The following is a 17,872-nucleotide window of genomic DNA, read 5'->3' as shown; positions in this document are numbered from 1 at the left end:
GCCGCCGATACCATGGACCGCGCCATGACACTGGAGCCTGACCATCTCATCGCCGCCGCAGCCGGTCTGGACCGCAGCGGCCGACCTGCGGGGCATTGCACCCCGGGCCGGCGGCTCCCATGCCACCAGATGGAGATCGCCCAGGGCCTGTGCGCCCTGCGCTGAAGCCCCCAACCCAACAACCAGGACCCCGGAGACACCCCATGCCCCAGACGCACAAGCTCTTTGACGACGACGCCTACCTGGACCGCTGCGAAGCCACCGTGACGGCCGTCAGCGCCGAGGGCATCGAGCTCGATGCCACGGTCTGCTATGCCCGCAGCGGCGGCCAGGCCGGCGACACCGGCACGCTGACCCTGGCCGATGGCCGCAGCCTGGCCCTGATCGACACCGTCTATGCCGATGACCGTCAGCGCATCCTGCATGTGCTGCAGACCGATGCCCCGCCCCAGGTGGGCGAGCGCGTTCAGGTAGCCATCGATTGGGACAGGCGCCACCGGCTGATGCGCCTGCACACCTGCCTGCACCTGCTGGGCGTGCTGGTGCCTGTGCCCGTGACGGGCTGCAGCATCTCGCCCGACTCGGCGCGCCTCGATTTCGACCTGCCCGAGTCCACGCTGGACAAGGCCGACCTGACCGAGCGCCTGAACGCCCTGATCACTGCCGGCCATGCGGTGAGCGTGGACCGCATTACCCCAGCGCAGCTGGCCGCCCAGCCCGACCTGGTGCGCACCGCAGGCGCGGCGCCTCCGGGCGGCACGGCGACGATACGCATCATCGACATCCCCGGCCTGGACCGCCAGCCATGCGGTGGCACGCATGTGCGCAGCACGGCCGAGATCGGCACGGTGGCCGTCACCAGGATCGAGAAGAAAAGCCGCACCAACCGGCGTGTGGTGGTGCAGTTCACCTGAGACCGGCGCTCAGGACCTGTTGCCCATCTCAGGACATCCAGGTCCTGGGCGTGGCAAGGCCGCCCGTGCCTTGGTCTTGCGGCGCGTCATGGCCGGGCACTGCGCCATGCATCGGGCCATGGCCCTGCTTGAGCAGGTCGATGATCTCCTGGCGCTGCCGCTGCTCCACCGCGACCGACTGCAGCCTGAACAGCACATAGGGAATGATGGCGCTGGCGCAGGCCATGCCCGCCAGCGCCGCTTCCTGCGGCGCTCCGCTGACAAAGAACGCGGCCAGCAGAAAAATGACACCCATGGCTGCGCCTATGAAAACAGTAACTCTCATAAATTTCTCCTATAGACTGCCGCTATCGTAACAAAATGCACGAAGCGTCTGCGGGAGAAATGGAAAAAAATGCAGGCATCGCACATCAGCCGATCCCTGCACCCGGACTTCAGCCATCGGCCAGCCCCATGTCCGCAACGCGCGACCGCCGGCGTACTTCCCCGGGCAGCATGCCATGCGCACGCCGGAAGGCGGCGCCGAAATGGCTCATGTTGCAGTAGCCGACCTGGCTGCCGGCCTCTGCTGCCTATCGGCGATTTCGCTGAGCAGGTGGTCACGCGCGTGCTGCAGCCGCTCGCGCGCCTGGTGCCGCGCCTGGCCGAGGCCACGCCAGGCCGCGTGGGCGTGGGCGTGGGCGTGGGCGTGGGCGTGGGCGTGGGCGTGGGCGAGAACGGCGCCCGCCTGTCGGGCGGCGAGCGCCAGCGCATCAGCATTGCGCGCGCCCTGCTCAAGGATGCCCCCATCCTGCTGCTGGACGAGGCCACGGCCAGCCTGGACGCCTCCTGTGCAGCCGGCATACAGCAGGCCCTGAGCCAGCTGGCGCGTGGCCGCACCGTGGTGGTCATTGCCCACCGGCTGCGTTCCATACGCTCGGCCGACCGCATCCTGGTGATGGACGAAGGGCGGCTGGTCGAACAGGGACGACACGACGAGTTGATGGAGCGCCAGGGTCTCTATGCGCGGCTGTGGCGATGCCAGGAGCAGGCGGCGCGCTGGCGCGTAGCAGGGCCTGAGCACGGCATGAGCACGGCATGAGCAACGCACTATTGCTCCGTCAAGCACAAGTCTCTGAACCGGACTGAATTGATTCAAATCAACCCGCCTGCCAAGATCCTGTCTATGCTAGAGGCAGCCATACAAAGCATCCATGGCGACAGACCGCCTGCCGGTCCATGGCCCTCGGATGCCAGCCACCTCACCCGCTTTTCAAGGAGAAAACAATGGCAAAGCAATGGAAGCCCGTCCTCTTGGCCCTCGCAATGACCGCCGTCGCCGCCCCTGTGCTGGCTGCCGACTGCGCCGTCGAGATCGAAGGCAACGACGCCATGCAGTTCAACAAGCCCACCATCAGCGTGCCCGCCAGCTGCAAGCAGTTCACGGTCAAGCTCAAGCATGTGGGCAAGCTGCCCAAGACTGCCATGGGCCACAACTGGGTGCTGAGCAAGACGGCCGACCTGCAGCCCGTGGCCAATGACGGCATCGCCGCCGGCGCCGCCAAGGACTTCGTGAAGGAAAAGGATGCCCGCGTGATCGCCCACACCAAGGTGATCGGCGGCGGCGAGAGCGATTCCGTGACCTTCTCCACCGCTGCCCTGAAGGCCGGCGAGGCCTACAGCTACTTTTGCTCCTTCCCCGGCCACTCCGCGCTGATGAAGGGCACGCTGACGCTGGCCAAGTAAGCCGGCGATCTGCCTTGGCGCGGGGCTCTCGTCCCGCGTTCAAACCGGCGGCACTTCGGTGCCGCCTTTTGTTTTCAAGGGCGCGCAAAGCGGCTTGCCTGCCGCGCTCCGTGCCATGGCGATGCCGCCTTGAACGCCAGTGTCAGTGCCGGCTTGCGGCCCTTCCATGCGGGCGGCCCTGCATTTCCACGCAGCCCTTTTGCATCAGGCGCAGCAGCAGCTGGGTCCAGCTGGCGTCGGCCCATTTGGCGCTTTCCAGCACCAGGGAGCGCGCGGCCTGCAGGCCGTCGCCGGGCCGCAGCTCCACGCGGAAACTGCCGCGTTCGCGCTGTGCCGTGACGGCCACCACGCTGCCCAGCAGCGCAATGTCATGCGAAGGCCTGGGGCCCTGCGGGCCGTCCAGGTCCACGCGCAGCACGCAGCCGGGACGCAGTTCGTAAGTCCAGCGATGGTCGGCATGGCCGGCCGCGCCCATGAGGTTCATTTCGGCCAGCCGCTGCTCCTGGGTCATGTCGTAGGGGCTGATGATGGGCGCCTGCTGCTGCGGGTAGCCCTGTACGCCGTCCAGGCAGGCGGCCATGAAGACCACGGCCGCCGCGCATGCCAGCAGTTTCCATGCGCCGCGCGGGCCCCGGCGTTCAGCGCACGGCATGGGCCGCACCGCCGTCTTCATCACCCGGCACCTGCAGCGACACGTCCACGCGCATGGCCAGCACCTTGTCGATGGCCTTGCCGTCCATGTCCACCACCTCGAAGCGCCAGCCCTCCCATTGCACGGTGTCGGTGACACGCGGCAGCCGGCCCGTGAGCAGCATGACCATGCCGGCCAGCGTGTGGTAGCGCCCGCGCTCTTCCTCGGGCACGGTGGCCAGCTCCAGCCGGTCCTTGAGTTCGGGCACGGGAATGTGGCCGTCCAGCAGCCAGCTGCCGTCCTCGCGCTGCAGCGCCCAGGAGTTGCGCGGATCGCGGGGCTGGAATTCGCCCGTGATGGCCTCCACCAGGTCCTGCAGGGTGACGATGCCCTGGACCTCGCCGTACTCGTCGATCACAAAGGCCATGTGCACGTCGGACAGGCGAAAGCTCTCCAGCAACTCCATGCCGGTGATGGTCTCGGGCACATAGAGCGCGGTCTGCATGGGCTGGTCCGTGAGGCCCTGCTCCTTGCCCTGCAGCGCGCGCGACAGCCACTGGCGCGCGTTGAGCACGCCGATGATGGAGTCCATGCCGCCGCGCACCACCGGAAAGCGCGCATGGTCGGACTGCTCGATCACGCGCAGGTTGTCCTCGAACGACGCATCGGCATCCAGGCAGACCACGTCGCTGCGCGGCACCATGAGCGAGCCGATCTGGCGGTCGTCAAGGCGGAACACATTGCGCACCATGGTGTGCTCGTGCGATTCGATGACGCCGGCCGTCGTGCCTTCGGCCAGCATGGCGTGGATTTCTTCCTCGGTGACGGCGCTGCCGCTGTTTTCCTTGACGCCCAGCAGGCGCAGCAGCGCATGGGTGGACACGGACAGCAGCACCACGAAGGGCTTGGTCAAATGGGCCAGCCAGTTGACGGGGCGTGCGATCAGGCGCGCAAAGGTCTCGGGATAGGTCTGGCCGATGCGCTTGGGCACCAGCTCGCCGACGACGATGGAGAAGTAGGTGATCAACACCACCACCAGCGCCGTGGCCGTGTAGCCGCCATAGGGTGCGGGCACGCCCATGCGCTGCAGCCACTCGGCCAGCGGGGCGGCCAGCGCGGCCTCGCCGACGATGCCGTTGAGCACGCCGATGGAGGTGATGCCGATCTGGATGGTGGACAGAAAGCGCGTGGGGTCGGCCCCCAGCTGCGCGGCGGCGGCGGCGCCGGCATCGCCTTCGTCAATGAGTTTTTGCAGGCGCGCCTTGCGCGCCGTCACCAGCGCGATCTCGGACATGGCGAAGACGCCATTGAGCAGGATCAGCGCAAAAAGTATGGCAATTTCCATGATGCGTGTTGTGGGAACCGGGAGCCGCAGCTGCGGCAGAAAGGGCCCATGCGGCGATGGGTCCGGGAAGAAGGAAGGCCAGGGGCCGGCCAGGCAGCCGGGCATTCAGGACAGGGGCCGGAAGCGGCAGAGGTACCGCAGGCGCAGGGCACTGCAGGTCAGAAAAACGGCAATGTGGGATCAGCCTGCCCGGGGAGGCCGGTCGGGCGGGGCCAGGCTGCGCCACGGGCCTTCGCGCAGGCTGGCGGTGATGTGGCGCCCCGCCTGCAGGCGGGGTGCCGGCATGCCGTCCACGGCATGCACGACATCGGGGAGGTCCTGCTGGTCGTCCATCAGCGCGTGGTCGAAGTCGTCGAGCAGGGAGGCCGTGTCCACCCGGGGCGCTGCCGCGCGCTCCGGGCCGGCGCAGGCGGCGCGCGGGTGGACACCGGGGGGCTCGCATGGCTCGTCCGGCAGGGCGCGCCATGGCGCAAGCCCCAGCGTGGACAAGGCCACGCTGACGACGAAGTGCAGGGAGAAAACCGCGATGAACCATCTGGGCATGGTCCCCGGATTCTATCCATGCCCGTGACCCGCAGACAGGCAGGCCGCCTGTCCAACGCTGTTCGCCGCTTCCTACAAGCGGCGCACCTGCGCCGTGGAAACATGCGCCACGGCCCACTCTCCGCCTTCTGCCATGAAAGCCATCCATACCCTTTTCACCGTGTTGCACGCACTCATCGCGCTGCTGTTTTCGCTGGCCGCCATGGCCCTGCTCTGGATCGCGGGCCTGAAGGGCTGGAACGCCATGGCGCATGGCGTGGATGGCGAATCGGGCCTGCGCATCGTCGAGGCGCTGGGCATCCTGGCCTCCGGCGTGGTTGCACTGCAGATCGCCCAGACCATCACCGAAGAGGAGGTCATACGCGAAGCCCACATCAGCGGCCCCACGCGCGTGCGCCGCTTTCTCTCGCGCTTTCTGGTGGTGCTGGTCGTCGCCCTGGCCGTGGAGGCCCTGGTCGCTGCCTTCAAGACGCAGGAAGAGCCGGCCCACCTTCTCTATCCCGCCGCCCTGGTCAGCGCCGTGGGCGTCCTGCTGCTGGGCTGGGGTGCCTTCATCCACCTCAACCGCTCCGCCGAGGAACTGGAGCCCGAGGCCATGGAAGAAGCCAAGGGCGAGGATCACAAGGTCAACAAGTCGTGAGGGCCAGGCCCGCGCACGCAAGGGTTGACAGGCCGCAGCGCCGGCCTCAGGATGCGCGGATGGTTTTTGCCACACACCGCCTCACGACCACCACCACGACCGCCAACGGCGGACCGTGGACGGATACCTGAGCGCCGCAAGGCAGCCACCATCCCCCAAGGCCCCGCCCACGATGGACGGGGCCTTTGCGTTTCTCCGTGCATCCAGGGCATCACCGGAGAGACTTCATGCAGATTCCCGCTTCCGCCCCTTCCGTCGCGTCCGCCGCTTCCTCCCCCTCCTCGACGGCCGCACCGGACGGCCCACGGCGTGCCCTGCTCGTCATCGACATGCAGCTAGGTCTTTTCAACGGCAGCGATGCGCCGTTCGACAAGGACCGCGTGCTGGCGAACACCCGACAACTGATCGCCCGCGCCCGTGAAGCCGGCGCGCCCATCTTCGCCGCGCGCCACACCGGCCCTGCAGGCTCGCCGATCGCCCCCGGCAGCCCGCTCACGCAACTGCTGCCGCAGCTGGGCATCGATGCGCAGCGGGACCGCGTCTTCGACAAGACACGGCCCAGCTGCTTCCAGGGCACCGGCCTGGCCGCCTGGCTTGCCGAAGCCGGCATTGCCGAACTGGTCATCGCCGGCATGAAGACCGAGTTCTGCGTGGACACCACCTGCCGTGCCGCAGCCGGCCTGGGTTTCCGCCCGGTGCTGGTGGCGGATGCCCATACCACCACCGATTCGCCGCTGCTGCAGGCCGAGCTCATCATCGGCCACCACAACCGCACGCTGGGCGGTGCCTTTGCGCAACTGATACAGACTGCGGACTGCCGGTTCTGAACGGACTTCGCGCATGATGGCCCTGGCAGCGTCGCGGGTCGTGCCGTGGCAGCCTTGCATCCAACCAATATGAATGATTCCCGCTAACTTGTTCATGACGTGCGCAGGCCTGGCATGCTGGCCTGCAGCGCACCACAGGAGCGAGCAATGTCCGAACCTCTTGCACCGTCGGCCGGCCCGGCTTTCACCGATGCGCCGCCCTCCACGCCCCGGCAGGAAAAACTGTCCGACGTCAGCGAGACGCTGCGCATTCCGCTGACCGCCCGCGCCCTGGGCGACCGGCTGTTTCCGGGCATGGCCGTCAGTGACGCCCATGCCTTGGACACCCTGACCCAGCTGGGCGACGACGGCAGCCGCTGGCTTCAGGACAGGCAGAGCATCTATGGCGTGCTGGCGCGCACGCACTGCTTTCGCGCGCTGGCGCAGGACTTTCTCCAGCGCCAGCCGCAGGGCCATGTGGTGAACCTGGGCTGCGGCCTCAGCGACTATTTCCAATGGCTGGACAACGGACAGATGCGCATGACGGATGCGGACCTGGGGCCGGTGGTCGCACTGCGCAGGCAGTTGCTGCCCCGGCAATCGGAGCGCCAGCAGATCCGCGAGTTCGACCTGGCCGACGCCGACTGGTGGCAACGGCTGGGACTGCCGGCCGACAGGTCAGGGCCTGCGGTGTTCATGATGGCCGAAGGCGTTTCCATGTACCTGCAAAAAGCGCAGATACAGGCGCTGTGGACCGCGTTTGCGCAGCACAGCCCGCCGGGCTCGGAACTGGTGTTCGACGCCATGTGCTGGCTGGCCACCGGGCACGCCAGCCAGCACCCTTCGGTCCGGCTCACCCAGGCCCAGTTCCATTGGGGCCTGCGCCGCGAGGCCGATCTGGCGCAAGCCCATCCCCGCCTGCAGCTGGTGGCCGTGCACCCGGTGATGGAAAGCTACGACCTGCCCTTCTCGCTGCTGGGCCCGGCCTTCCGCTGGACCTTTGGCGTGCACTTCTATGCCATCTACCAGTTGAAGTCGGTCGAGACGGCGCCATAGGCCGATTGCGCAGCCGCAACGAAAGATGCCCGGTCAAGCCGGGCATCTTTGTTTCAGGGAAGCGGGATCAGCCTTCGTCGGCCGCGCTGGAGGACAGGGCCAGGCCTTGCACCAGGTCTTGCCCGGGCTGCCATTCGCGCACAAAGCGGTTGCGCGGCGGCCGCAGGGCTTCGCGGCCTGCCGAGACGGGCGTGCCCACATACAGCAGGCCGACCAGCCGGTCATGGGGCTCGAATCCCAGGGCCTCGCGCACACGGGCATCGTGGCTGTTGGCACCGCTGGCCCAGAAGCCGCCAAAGCCCAGGATGTGCAAGGCATTGAGCATGTTCATGGCGGCAGCGCCACCGGCCAGCAGCTGCTCGCTTTCAGGCACCTTGTGCTCGGGCTGCAGGTGCACGCCCAGCGCAATGATCAGCGGGGCAGACAGGGCCTTGGCGCGGAATCGCTCGGCGTCGGCCTGGGGATCGCGCGCCTTGGCGGCCTGCACGAATACCTCGCCCAGCGCATGGCGCGCATCGCCCTGCACCAGCACGAAGCGCCAGGGCCGCAGTTGCCCGTGGTCGGGCGCGCGCAAGGCGGCGTCGATGACGGTGTCGATCACACCGGGGCCGGGCGCCGGCTCCTGCAGCGGCCAGCGCGACTGGCGCGACATCAGCAGGTCCAGCGCGGCGCGCTGCTCGGGGGTCAGGGATCTGTCGTTGGTGCTCATTCGTTGTCCTGCAGCGCAGGCTGTCTTGCCTGCATGGGCTGTGCCGGTGATTCGGGTTGCAGCTGCAAGCACGCGCCGCAATGGCCGTACAGGGCCAGGCGGTGGTCGGCCAGGCGGTAGCCGTGGGCCTGGGCCACCTGGTGCTGCAACGCCTCGATGTGGTCGTTGCTGAATTCATCCACGCGTCCGCACTGCAGGCAGATCAGGTGGTCATGGTGCGGCCCCTCATTGAGCTCGAACACCGCCTTGCCGCTTTCAAAGGTCTGGCGCAGCAGCAGGCCCGCCGCCTCCAGCTGCGACAGCACGCGGTAGACGGTGGCCAGGCCCACCTCGGCACGCCGCTCGGCCAGCAGGCGGAACACGTCTTCGGCGTGCAGGTGGCGCGACTCGCTCTGGCGAAAGATCTCCAGCACCTGCATGCGCGGCAGCGTGGCCTTCAGGCCCACGCTGCGCAGTTCGGGTTCTCCGCCCGGGCTCAGGGGCATCTTGCGGCGTGTCATGCGGTGGTGTCTCCGTGTGTGAGTGTCATGGCGGGGTTGTCGCCGCCTTCGGCACCCCGGTGTATGCGGACGATGCGCAGCGCATCGGGCTGCTCCACCAGCACGCAGGTCTTGCCCGTGCGCTGGCAATGGTCCTGCACGCGCCAGTACTCGCCGTGACTCAGGCAGCCGGTCTGGCAGATCACCAGATCGGCCTCGCTGAGACTGGCCTCGAAGGCTTCGGCGTCCTGCTCGGGCTCCAGCGCGTCTGCGGCTGCAGCAGGCATGGCGGGCTGTGCCACGGGCGCGGCCGTCTGGCGCTGCCAGCGTGCGCGCTCGCGCAGCAGGTCCTGCACGCGCGCCAGCAGCGACTCCACGCGCCGTGCCAATGTGACGCGGCGCGAGAGACCGGGAATGGCCTTTTCCAGCGCCTCGCGCTCCTCGCGCGCCCACAGCAGCTGGGTTTCCTTGGCCATCAAGGCCGCACGCTGGCGGATCACCAGCCTTTGCAGCCTCTCTATTTCCTGGGCTTGAAGGCACAGCAGCTCGCTGCTGCGCAACTGGGCGTGGCCGTAGCCACGCAGCAGCACCTGATGCTCGTGCGCCAGTTGCTGAATGTCGTCCAAGGTCTGGGTCATGGTTTCCTCGGCAAACCTGAACATCGCGCGGTGATCGCGCGAAGGCCATTGCGCATGGCCCCGTGCGGCACGGGCCTGGCTTGCCGACAAGGCGGTGTGCTGCGGTGCAAGCCGGATGCGCCGGCAAATCAGTGAGAATGATTCTTATTAAATCATGAAATGCCGGCCGTCAAACCGATGACCGTACGCCGTCTGGTGCAAAGGCCGCACCGACGCAAATGCGCTTGCAGGGCGCCCGTCAGCACCCTGCCCTGTACAGCAACGCAGGCCTGCGCCCGGCCTGCCGTTGCCCTCCCGATCCGCTCAAAGACCCTTGAGGAGCCGGCCGTTGACCTCGGTGCCGTACAGCGAGAACGGCGTGTCGTGGAACTGCTTGCGCGTCTCGGCCACGTTGCCGGTGAAGCGCGGGTCCTGGGGGCGCTCCATGCTGTTGATGTAGGTGGCCACGTCCCAGGCCTCCTGGTCATCCAGCGTGGGGTTGCCGTAGGGCATGTTGCCCTTGATGAAGCTGGCGGCCTTGTCCACCTCATGCGTGCCCGCGCCCCAGTTGTAGGACTGCTTGCCCCACAGCGGCGGGAACACGGTCACGCCGCCCGCTTCCTGGCCCTGGCCCTGCGCGCCGTGGCACAGCGCGCACTTGGCCTCGTAGACCTTGGCGCCGCGCTCGAAGCTGGGCTCCTGCGCGGCCTTGCCCACCTTGGTGAAGCCCGCGCCGGGCAGCTTCTCGCCCGTGGGCGCCTTCTGGGCCATCCAGTAGGCGTAGGCCTCCAGCGCCACGAGGATGTCGTGGCCGTCGTCGGGGGCCTTGCCGTTCATGCTGTACATGAAGCAGCCGCGCACGCGCTCGGCGAAGGTGTCCACGTGGTTGGTCTTCTTGCGGTAGGCCGGGTACAGCGGATAGGCGCCCCACATGGGCGCCGCGCCCTTGAGGCGGCCCGCGTCCAGGTGGCAGTTCACGCAGTTGAGGGTATTGCCCGAAAAGCCCACGGCGTTGGCCGGCGTGCGCAGGAAGATGGCCTCGCCGCGGCGGATCCACTCGCCCATGGGGGTGTCCGGAATGTCGCGGGCACCGGGTGGCGCGAAGGCCGCGCCGTCGGCAACTGCCTTCACCGGCTGGGCGTCGGACTTTGCCGTGGCAGCAGCAGCGGGCGCAGCGGCCACGGTGACCGGCACATCGGGCCTGGCCGGGCGGCTGATGTACATGCCGTAGCCCAGCGCACTCACCAGTGCGGCGAACAGGCAGGCGACGACGATGTACTCGGCGGTGTTGGAGCTGGAGGGGGCGGATTGGTGTGGTGTGTCGGACATGTTCGGCTCCAGGTCCATCAGGGTTTGGCTGGCGCGGAGGCCGTGGTGGCGGAGGCGCCGTGCAGGCGGGCGTAGTAGGCCGCCACGGCCTGTATGTCCTCGGAGGTGAGCTTTTGGGCGATCTTGCCCATCAGGCCCAGGGGGCCGGCCTCGCGCTGGCCCTTGTTCCAGGCGGTGACCTGGCTTTGCATGTAGTCGGCCGTCAGATGGCCGATGGCGGGAAAGTCCGCTCCCACGCCCACGCCGCCAGGGCCGTGGCACTGGGCACAGGCAGGAATGCCGTCGGCCCAGCGGCCGCGCTCGACCAGCCAGGCGCCGTCATCGTCCTTGCCCTTGGGCAACGGTCCGCGCACGGGTTGGATGGGCAGCGGCAGGCTGGCGTAGTAGGCGACCACATCGGCGCGGTCCTGCGCCGACAGGGCCTTGGCCATGGGCGCCATCACGGGCGCCTGCCGGCTGCCGTCGGCCAGGTGCTGGAGCTGGCGGGCCAGGTAGCCGGCATGCTGGCCGGCCAGTGCCGGAAAACCGGCCATGCCCTCACCCTTGGCTCCGTGGCAGGTGGCGCATGCGGCCGCGCCCTGGGGCGTGCCCGACCGGGCGATCTTCTCGCCGGCTGCTGCACTGCCTTGTACCGTGGCCGTGGGCGCTGCTGCCTTGGGCGCGGCGTCTTGCGCCCAGGCGCCGCCCATCAGCACGCAGATGCCGATGGCGAGGCACGACCGGGACAGGGTCTGTTGGTTCTTGCGGTTCATCGTGGGAAGAGGCATTTGCCCTGCCATGCGTCCGCGCCACGCACCCAGGAGCGCACGGCTGCGGCGGACAGGATCGAATAGGGGTACCGGCCGCCGCCCCGCAAGGCGCAATGCCCCCAGGGCTGGCCAGCCAGGGCCGCACGATACGAAACCGAGATTAAGCCGGCGTTAATGGGCGGGCGGCCGCTGCCTGCAGGCCCGGGCCTTGCGCCAGCGGCAAGTACAGGCGCGCGACCAGGCCGCTGGCCTGGCCTTCCTCGGGCCGCCACAGGCTGCGCGGCTGCAGCAGCAGGCAGCCGCCTGCACATTCGGCGATGCGCTGCACGATGGGCAGTCCCAGGCCGCTGCCATGCTCCTGGGGACGCTTGCGCCAGAAGCGGCGCGTGGCCTCCTCGCATTCCTCGGCGCTGAGCCCCGGGCCGTGGTCGGCCACGGTGAACTCCACATAGCCTGTGCCCGGCTGCTGCGTCTTGCCCGGCGTGGCGCCAATGGGGCGCACGGCCAGCTCCACGGGATGCTGCGGCGCATGGCGCAGGGCGTTTTCCAGCAGATTGCGCAGGGCCGAGACCAGCAGGGGCTCGGAGATGGCCAGCGGCCAGTCCTGCACAGGCTGGCCGTTGTCCAGCCATGTGCGCAGCGCGGACGCTGGGGCCTGGGCGCTCACGGCATTCACAGCCAGTTGCCAGGCCTTGTCCAGCGCCTGCAGCGCATCGGCAGGCGCATCGCCGCACGCCAGCACGGAGGCGGCGCCAGGCTCATGCTGCTCCAGCCGCGCCAGCAGCAGCAACTGCTCCAGCGTGTGCTGCAGGTGCTCCACGCCCTCGCCCGCCTGGGCCAGCGAATCGCGGGCCATGGAGCCGGGCGGCGCCGCCAGAAGGCCGGCAGGCATGCCGGGCGCCGCCAGCGCCATCTGCGCCACCTGCACATGGGTCTTGATGGCGGTGAGCGGCGTGCGCAACTCATGGGCGGCGTCGTCGCTCCAGCGGCGCTCGCGGTCGATGGCGGCGCGCACGCGGTGCAGCAGCTGGTTGAGCGTGCCCACCAGCGGCGCCAGCTCGCGCGTCTGCAATCCCTGGGCCACGGGCGAGTCGTCGCCGGGCGGGCGGCGCGCCAGCTCGCGCCGCAGGGCCTCCAGCGGCCTGAGGCCCTGGGTCACGGCCCACCACATCAGCCCCATGCTGGCCAGCAGCGCCAGCACGAAGGGCAGGACGATGGTGTAGGCAAAGCCGTGGATCAGGCCCTCGCGCACATCGATGCGGTCGGCCGTGGCGATGCGCACGCCGTGGTCCTCCAGCACATAGGTGCGCCAGGGCTTGCCCCCCTTGATGATGGTCGAGAAGCCCAGCGGCATGCTCTGCGGGAACACGGGACTGCCCTCGGTCTTGGCCAGCACCTGCGGCAGGGCCGATTCGGGCCGCACGGGCTGGACCTCGCCGCGCACCAGGCTGACCTCGCAGGCCACGCCGTCGCGCGCGATCACGTTGAGCATGGGGCTCCAGTCCTGCGGCAGCTCCCGGGCAGGCCGGAACTGGTGGACGATGCCTGCCACCATGCGCGCCGAGGCGATCAGCCGGTCATCCAGCACGGTGCGCAGCTCGTTGCGCATGTCCGAGAACATCCAGGCCGCCACCCCGCCCCACAGCGTGCACAGCGCCAGGCACAGACATGCCAGCAGGCGCACGCGCAGGCTGCGCATCATGGGTGCAGGCCCAGGCGATAGCCCTCGCCGCGCACCGTCTCCACCAGTTCATGGCCCAGCTTGCGACGCAGGTGGTGCACATGCACGTTGACGGCATTGCTCTCCACGTCCTGGCTGTAGCCGTAGAGGCTGTCGCGCAGTTGCTCGGTGCTCAGGATGCGGCCCGGCGACTGCAGCAGCGCGCGCAGCAGCGACCACTCGCGGCGCGACAGCTCCACGGTGCGGCCCTGGCGCTGGATGTGGCCTGCGGCGGGGTTGATGCGCACCTCGCCCAGCTCGATCCAGTCCACGCTGCGGCCGGCCGCGCGGCGCAGCAGCGCATGCAGGCGCGCCGCCAGTTCGTGCAGGTCAAAGGGCTTGACCAGGTAATCGTCGGCGCCGGTCTGCAGGCCTTCTATGCGCTGTGACACGGCATCGCGCGCCGTCAGCACCAGCACGGGCACCTGCAGGCCCTGGCCGCGCCAGCGCGCCAGCAGCGAGAGGCCGTCCTCGTCGGGCAGGCCCAGGTCCAGCACGCAGGCATCGAAATGCGAGGAACGGATGGCCGCATCCGCCTGCCCGGCCGAGGCCACGGTATCCACGCCAAAGCCCTGCAGCTGCAGGCCGGCTCGCACGCCGCTGGCCACCAGCGCGTTGTCTTCCACCAAGAGAACATGCATGTTGTTGTCCGCAGGGCCTGGCGCCAGGCCCCGCCGTCTGTATCCAAGTCGGGAACGAAAAGCGACTGAGCATCGCAGATTTGTAGCGAGGTGTGCGACAGCATGCCGAATCTCGCAGGCACGCGCACAAGAATGCGGCCAGGCGGCCCGCTCAGGGCCGGGCCAGCAGCCCGCCCAGCAGCAGGTCCAGCGCCGCCGCGCCGCGCTCCAGCCGCAGGTCGGCGTCCTCGCCCTCGGCAATCCAGAAAGCCGCCTCGGCCAGGCTGCCGTAGATCAGCGATGCCAGCGCCTGCGGATCGGCCCGGGCCACGATGCCCTGCGCCATGAGGTCCGCAATCAGTGCCTGCATGGACGCAATGCAGTGGCGCTGCGATTGCGGCAGCGCTCCGCCCAAAGCCGCGCGCGCATCGCGCAGCACGATGCGCTGGATTTCAGGCTCCAGCGCCATTTCCAGGTAGGCCCGGCAGCGGCTGCGAAAGCCCTGCCAGGGATCCTGGGCATGGGCGGTGATGGCCTTCAGGCGTTCATCCACCTCGGCATCGATCTGCTCGACCACGGCCGCCAGCAGGCCCTGCTTGTCGCCGAAATGGTGGTACAGCGCGCCCCGCGTCAGGCCCACCTGCGCGGTGAGATCGTCCATGGAGGCATCGGCGTAGCCCTGCTCTCCAAAGGCCTTGCGGGCCGTGGCCAGCAGCGTGGCGCGGGTTTCTTCCATCTCGGCGCGGGTGCGGCGAACCATGGCCAATCTCCTTACATACGGCGTGCATGATTATTTACATACGCAGCGTATGTATATAGGATTCTATTCATACGCAGCGTATGTATTTTCCCTGTCCCGCGACGGCGGTGCAACCTCCCCACCTGTTTGAAGGGATCTGGACCATGAATTCGTCTTCCTCCACGCGGCCCGAACCCGCCGCGCGCCGCCCGTGGCTGGCCGTATCCGCCGTGGGCCTGGCCACCTTTTCCGTGGTGACCACGGAAATGCTGCCAGTCGGCCTGCTCACATCCATTGCCGGCAGCCTGGGCACCTCCATGGGCAGGGCCGGCCTGATGATCTCGCTGCCGGCGCTGCTGGCCGCGCTGTTCGCGCCGCTGGTGGTGATGGCGGCGGGTGGCATGGACCGGCGCCGCATCCTGTGCGGATTGCTGGCCCTGCTCGTGCTGGCCAACCTGGCCTCGGCGCTGGCGCCGTCGCTGATCTGGCTGCTGGCCACGCGCGTCCTGGTGGGCTTTTGCATGGGCGGCATCTGGGCAATCGCGGGCGGGCTGGCGGCACGGCTGGTACCCCAGGCGTCGATGGGCCTGGCAACTTCCATCATCTTTGGCGGCGTGGCGGCGGCCTCGGTGCTGGGCGTGCCGCTGGGCGCGCTGATCGGCGATTTCGCGGGATGGCGCTGGGCCTTTGGTGGCATGGCAGGCTTCAGCGCACTGGTGCTGGCGCTGCACGTGGCCGTTCTCCCCGCCCTGCCTGCCACAGGCTCGGCCAGCCTGCGCCAGTTCAGCCATCAGCTGGCCAACCGCAGGCTGCAGGCCGGGCTGGCACTGACGCTGCTGCTGGTGGCCGGGCATTTCATGTCCTTCACCTTCGTGCGCCCGCTGCTGCTGACGGTGTCGGGGTTCGATGCGCAATGGATGAGCGCGCTGCTGCTGGCTTACGGCATCGCGGGCAACTTCCTGGCGGGCATCATCGCGGCGCGCCGCACGGCGCCGAGTCTGGCGGCGATCGCCCTGGGCCTGCTGCTGGCGCCTGTGCTGTTCCTGTCCGTGGGCGAATCGCCAACCGGTGGTGGCGCCGTGCTGCTGGTCTGGGGCCTGGCCTACGGCGGCGTATCGGTGGGACTGATGACCTGGATGATGCAGGCTGCGCCACGCGCCGTGGAAATTGCCACGGCGCTGTACGTGGGCGTCTTCAACATCGGTATTGCGCTGGGCTCATGGGCGGGCGGCCAACTGGTCGATGGCTGGGGGCTGCACGCCACGCTCTGGCTGTCTGGCGGCTTGGCCGCTGCGGCCTTGCTGCTGTCTGCGGCCATGGGATTGGTTGGGCGAAATGGACCGGTCGCAGCCTGATGGCCATGAGGCCGTTAACCCCCCGTTAATTCCCCGCTGCCAGCATCCACGACCTGTCAGCCTGCATGGCTGAAACTCCCTTCCATGCATCTCCGGTCATCCCCTCTTCTTTCGTCCTTCCTGCCCTTGCTTGCTGGCCTGCTGCTGGCGCCTTCGCCTGTTCTTGCCGGAGCGGCCGAGCCTGGCGGGCCGTCAGCGCTATCGGCGCTGGGCACCTGGCTGCACCTGCCTGCCAGCCTGGCGCTGGGGCCGCTGGTCCTGCCGACGGGCGTGGTGGTGGCCATGCTGGCCTGGCTGCTGGCGCAGTGGCTGGCGCGCAGGAATGAAAGGCGCACGGGCCTGCCCGTGGACACACTGCTGTGGCAAAGCACCCTGGCCGGCCTGCTGGCGGCGCGCCTGGCCTTTGTCGCGCAATGGTGGACAGAGTACGCGCCTGCCCCCTGGGATTGGAGCGGAATGCCGGCCTTCGCAGGCCGTGTCGTCGACATCCGTGACGGCGGCTGGAACCTGTGGGCCGGCCTGCTGGCCGCGCTGCTGTACATGCTGTGGCGCAGCCGCCGCTCCCCGGTGTTGCGCCGCGCCACAGGGCTGGCGCTGGGCGCGGGGGCGGCCCTGCTGGTGCTGGGCAGCTTGCTGCAGGCGCTGCCCTCCGCAGATGCACCGGCCTTGCCGGCCTTCACCCTGGTCAACGGGCAGGCGCAGCCGGTCTCGCTGCAGCAGTTGCAACAGGCCGATGGCAAGCCCATGGTGATCAACCTCTGGGCCACCTGGTGCCCGCCCTGCCGGCGCGAGATGCCGGTGCTGGCCCAGGCCCAGCAGCAGCGGCCCGATGTGCGCTTCATCTGGATCAACCAGGGCGAGACGGCCGAGGCCGTGATGGGCTACCTGCGGCGCGAGCAGGCTGCAGCCCCGCTGCCACTGGCCCAGGTGCTGTTCGACCCGCAGCAGCAGGCCGGCCGGCACTGGCGCCAGCGGGGCCTGCCTTCCACCTATTTCTATGGCGCCGACGGCCGGCTGTGCGGCACGCGCATGGGCGAGCTGTCGCGCGCCAGCCTGGCCCAGCATCTGAAGGACTGTTCATGAGCGCTTCCCCCCTGTTCCCCCTGCCTGCACTGGCAGGAGCCCTGGCCCTGTCGGCAGCCTTGGCCCTGCCGGCTGCGGCATCCGAGCTGCCATCGGAGGATTTCCTGGCCCAGCAGGGCCTGACCCTGGTGGGACCGCTGCCGGCCGTGGGCGGACTCAAGGCCTGGGCCGCCTACCGCGACCGCCAGCCCGTGCCCATCTACCGCATGCCGGACGGCAAGCACTGGGTGCTGGGCACGGTGATCGACGCCCAGGGCCGCGACGTGAACGCCCAGGCCCTGCAGGCCGCCGTGCAAAAGCCCATGGGCGAGCATCTGTGGAGCGATGTGCAGCGCGCCCAGTCCATACCGGATGGCCGCGCCGACGCGCCGCGCACGGTCTATGTGTTCACCGACCCCAACTGCCCCTATTGCAACCAGCTGTGGAACGATGCCCGGCCCTGGGTGGAGAGCGGCCAGGTGCAGTTGCGCCACATTCTGGTCGGCATCCTCAAGCCCAGCAGCGAGGGCAAGGCCGCCGCCATCCTGACCGCGCGCCAGCCAGAACTGGCCCTGGCCGAGCACGCACGCGCCTATGCCAAGGCCGGCCGCGCCAGCGCAGAAGGCGCGGGCGCCACGCCACTGGCTCCAGTGCCGCAGGCCACGCGGCAGGTGCTGGCCAACCATGCCTCGCTGATGTCCACCTGGGGACTGCGTGCCACGCCGGCCCTGGTCTGGAAGGATGACAAGGGAGTGGTACAGGGACGCACCGGCCTGCCGCCGGGCCTGCTCGAAGAGGTCATGGGGCCGCGTGGCAGGAAATGACGAGGGCGA

22 protein-coding genes are annotated in these 17,872 nt (G+C 68.9%); 10 read left to right on the top strand and 12 right to left on the bottom strand.

The window, feature by feature from the left end; translation table 11 throughout:
• Positions 1–24 precede the first annotated feature (24 nt).
• Together ACFPFG_RS31700 and ACFPFG_RS31695 are read left to right on the top strand one after the other, a co-directional pair.
• On the top strand, positions 25–165 hold the full coding sequence (locus tag ACFPFG_RS31700; RefSeq protein WP_197956052.1) for a hypothetical protein: 141 nt from the start codon (positions 25–27) through the stop codon (positions 163–165).
• 38 nt (positions 166–203) lie between these two features.
• A complete protein-coding gene (locus ACFPFG_RS31695; RefSeq protein ID WP_380109865.1) occupies positions 204–914 on the top strand; it encodes an alanyl-tRNA editing protein in 711 nt (236 codons plus the stop codon).
• 28 nt (positions 915–942) lie between these two features.
• Here the strand turns inward: ACFPFG_RS31695 and ACFPFG_RS31690 are convergent, their stop codons facing one another.
• On the bottom strand, positions 943–1,209 hold the full coding sequence (locus ACFPFG_RS31690) for a hypothetical protein (RefSeq protein WP_183018196.1): 267 nt from the start codon (positions 1,207–1,209) through the stop codon (positions 943–945).
• 312 nt (positions 1,210–1,521) lie between these two features.
• On the opposite strand from ACFPFG_RS31690, the gene ACFPFG_RS31685 reads away from it, so the two are divergent.
• Both ACFPFG_RS31685 and azu read left to right on the top strand, forming a co-directional pair.
• Positions 1,522–1,995 (top strand): ATP-binding cassette domain-containing protein, encoded by a 474-nt coding sequence (locus tag ACFPFG_RS31685; protein WP_465251925.1) that lies wholly within the window; start codon positions 1,522–1,524, stop codon positions 1,993–1,995.
• Positions 1,996–2,180: 185 nt separating this feature from the next.
• Complete coding sequence (azu, locus tag ACFPFG_RS31680; RefSeq protein ID WP_012206029.1) at positions 2,181–2,639, top strand: azurin; 459 nt, start codon at positions 2,181–2,183, stop codon at positions 2,637–2,639.
• A gap of 142 nt (positions 2,640–2,781) precedes the next feature.
• On the opposite strand, the gene ACFPFG_RS31675 is transcribed toward azu, so the two are convergent.
• The 3 genes from ACFPFG_RS31675 to ACFPFG_RS31665 all read right to left on the bottom strand — a co-directional run bounded on the left by ACFPFG_RS31675 (position 2,782) and on the right by ACFPFG_RS31665 (position 5,158).
• The gene (locus tag ACFPFG_RS31675; protein ID WP_380109863.1) at positions 2,782–3,291 is read right to left on the bottom strand and encodes a hypothetical protein; all 510 of its coding nucleotides are present in this window, start codon (positions 3,289–3,291) and stop codon (positions 2,782–2,784) included.
• Entirely contained in the window at positions 3,278–4,615 is a 1,338-nt protein-coding gene (locus ACFPFG_RS31670) for a hemolysin family protein (RefSeq protein WP_183018203.1), read from the bottom strand. The genes ACFPFG_RS31675 and ACFPFG_RS31670 overlap by 14 nt, the downstream gene beginning before the upstream one ends.
• A gap of 180 nt (positions 4,616–4,795) precedes the next feature.
• Entirely contained in the window at positions 4,796–5,158 is a 363-nt protein-coding gene (locus ACFPFG_RS31665; protein WP_312372143.1) for a hypothetical protein, read from the bottom strand.
• A gap of 133 nt (positions 5,159–5,291) precedes the next feature.
• Between ACFPFG_RS31665 and ACFPFG_RS31660 the strand changes: the two genes are divergently transcribed.
• The 3 genes from ACFPFG_RS31660 to ACFPFG_RS31650 all read left to right on the top strand — a co-directional run bounded on the left by ACFPFG_RS31660 (position 5,292) and on the right by ACFPFG_RS31650 (position 7,660).
• Complete coding sequence (locus tag ACFPFG_RS31660; protein ID WP_088164484.1) at positions 5,292–5,798, top strand: hypothetical protein; 507 nt, start codon at positions 5,292–5,294, stop codon at positions 5,796–5,798.
• A 227-nt stretch (positions 5,799–6,025) separates the two neighbouring features.
• Positions 6,026–6,625 (top strand): cysteine hydrolase family protein, encoded by a 600-nt coding sequence (locus ACFPFG_RS31655; RefSeq protein ID WP_380109861.1) that lies wholly within the window; start codon positions 6,026–6,028, stop codon positions 6,623–6,625.
• A gap of 147 nt (positions 6,626–6,772) precedes the next feature.
• Positions 6,773–7,660 (top strand): class I SAM-dependent methyltransferase, encoded by an 888-nt coding sequence (locus ACFPFG_RS31650; RefSeq protein WP_380109858.1) that lies wholly within the window; start codon positions 6,773–6,775, stop codon positions 7,658–7,660.
• A 67-nt stretch (positions 7,661–7,727) separates the two neighbouring features.
• Here the strand turns inward: ACFPFG_RS31650 and ACFPFG_RS31645 are convergent, their stop codons facing one another.
• The 8 genes from ACFPFG_RS31645 to ACFPFG_RS31610 form a co-directional block, all read right to left on the bottom strand.
• Positions 7,728–8,369, bottom strand: coding sequence for a nitroreductase family protein (locus ACFPFG_RS31645; RefSeq protein ID WP_183018207.1), 642 nt, complete (start codon positions 8,367–8,369; stop codon positions 7,728–7,730).
• Positions 8,366–8,869 carry a ferric iron uptake transcriptional regulator gene (gene fur, locus ACFPFG_RS31640; RefSeq protein WP_197956043.1) on the bottom strand — a complete coding sequence of 168 codons (504 nt, stop codon included), beginning with the start codon at positions 8,867–8,869 and terminating at the stop codon, positions 8,366–8,368. Before fur ends, ACFPFG_RS31645 begins: the two co-directional genes overlap by 4 nt.
• Positions 8,866–9,486 (bottom strand): DUF2325 domain-containing protein, encoded by a 621-nt coding sequence (locus ACFPFG_RS31635; protein ID WP_183018209.1) that lies wholly within the window; start codon positions 9,484–9,486, stop codon positions 8,866–8,868. Before ACFPFG_RS31635 ends, fur begins: the two co-directional genes overlap by 4 nt.
• Positions 9,487–9,789: 303 nt before the next feature.
• The gene (locus ACFPFG_RS31630) at positions 9,790–10,794 is read right to left on the bottom strand and encodes a c-type cytochrome (protein ID WP_312372152.1); all 1,005 of its coding nucleotides are present in this window, start codon (positions 10,792–10,794) and stop codon (positions 9,790–9,792) included.
• Positions 10,795–10,811: 17 nt separating this feature from the next.
• Positions 10,812–11,546, bottom strand: coding sequence for a c-type cytochrome (locus tag ACFPFG_RS31625; RefSeq protein WP_380110370.1), 735 nt, complete (start codon positions 11,544–11,546; stop codon positions 10,812–10,814).
• A gap of 157 nt (positions 11,547–11,703) precedes the next feature.
• On the bottom strand, positions 11,704–13,245 hold the full coding sequence (locus tag ACFPFG_RS31620) for an ATP-binding protein (RefSeq protein WP_312372154.1): 1,542 nt from the start codon (positions 13,243–13,245) through the stop codon (positions 11,704–11,706).
• The gene (locus ACFPFG_RS31615) at positions 13,242–13,904 is read right to left on the bottom strand and encodes a response regulator (protein ID WP_012206042.1); all 663 of its coding nucleotides are present in this window, start codon (positions 13,902–13,904) and stop codon (positions 13,242–13,244) included. The genes ACFPFG_RS31620 and ACFPFG_RS31615 overlap by 4 nt, the downstream gene beginning before the upstream one ends.
• A gap of 151 nt (positions 13,905–14,055) precedes the next feature.
• The gene (locus tag ACFPFG_RS31610; RefSeq protein ID WP_088164477.1) at positions 14,056–14,643 is read right to left on the bottom strand and encodes a TetR/AcrR family transcriptional regulator; all 588 of its coding nucleotides are present in this window, start codon (positions 14,641–14,643) and stop codon (positions 14,056–14,058) included.
• A 143-nt stretch (positions 14,644–14,786) separates the two neighbouring features.
• On the opposite strand from ACFPFG_RS31610, the gene ACFPFG_RS31605 reads away from it, so the two are divergent.
• The 3 genes from ACFPFG_RS31605 to dsbG all read left to right on the top strand — a co-directional run bounded on the left by ACFPFG_RS31605 (position 14,787) and on the right by dsbG (position 17,863).
• Positions 14,787–15,977 carry an MFS transporter gene (locus ACFPFG_RS31605; RefSeq protein ID WP_380109853.1) on the top strand — a complete coding sequence of 397 codons (1,191 nt, stop codon included), beginning with the start codon at positions 14,787–14,789 and terminating at the stop codon, positions 15,975–15,977.
• 84 nt (positions 15,978–16,061) lie between these two features.
• A complete protein-coding gene (locus ACFPFG_RS31600) occupies positions 16,062–17,060 on the top strand; it encodes a TlpA family protein disulfide reductase (protein WP_380109852.1) in 999 nt (332 codons plus the stop codon).
• Positions 17,057–17,863, top strand: a complete 807-nt coding sequence (gene dsbG / locus ACFPFG_RS31595) for a thiol:disulfide interchange protein DsbG (RefSeq protein ID WP_380109849.1) — start codon at positions 17,057–17,059, stop codon at positions 17,861–17,863. The genes ACFPFG_RS31600 and dsbG overlap by 4 nt, the downstream gene beginning before the upstream one ends.
• Positions 17,864–17,872: the final 9 nt, after the last annotated feature.

It is taken from the genome of Delftia deserti, from assembly GCF_042653485.1.
Classification (GTDB): Bacteria; Pseudomonadota; Gammaproteobacteria; order Burkholderiales; family Burkholderiaceae_C; genus Comamonas; species Comamonas acidovorans.
The sequence above is the reverse complement of the archived record's forward strand: the minus strand, read 5'-3'. Positions and strand labels throughout refer to the sequence as shown.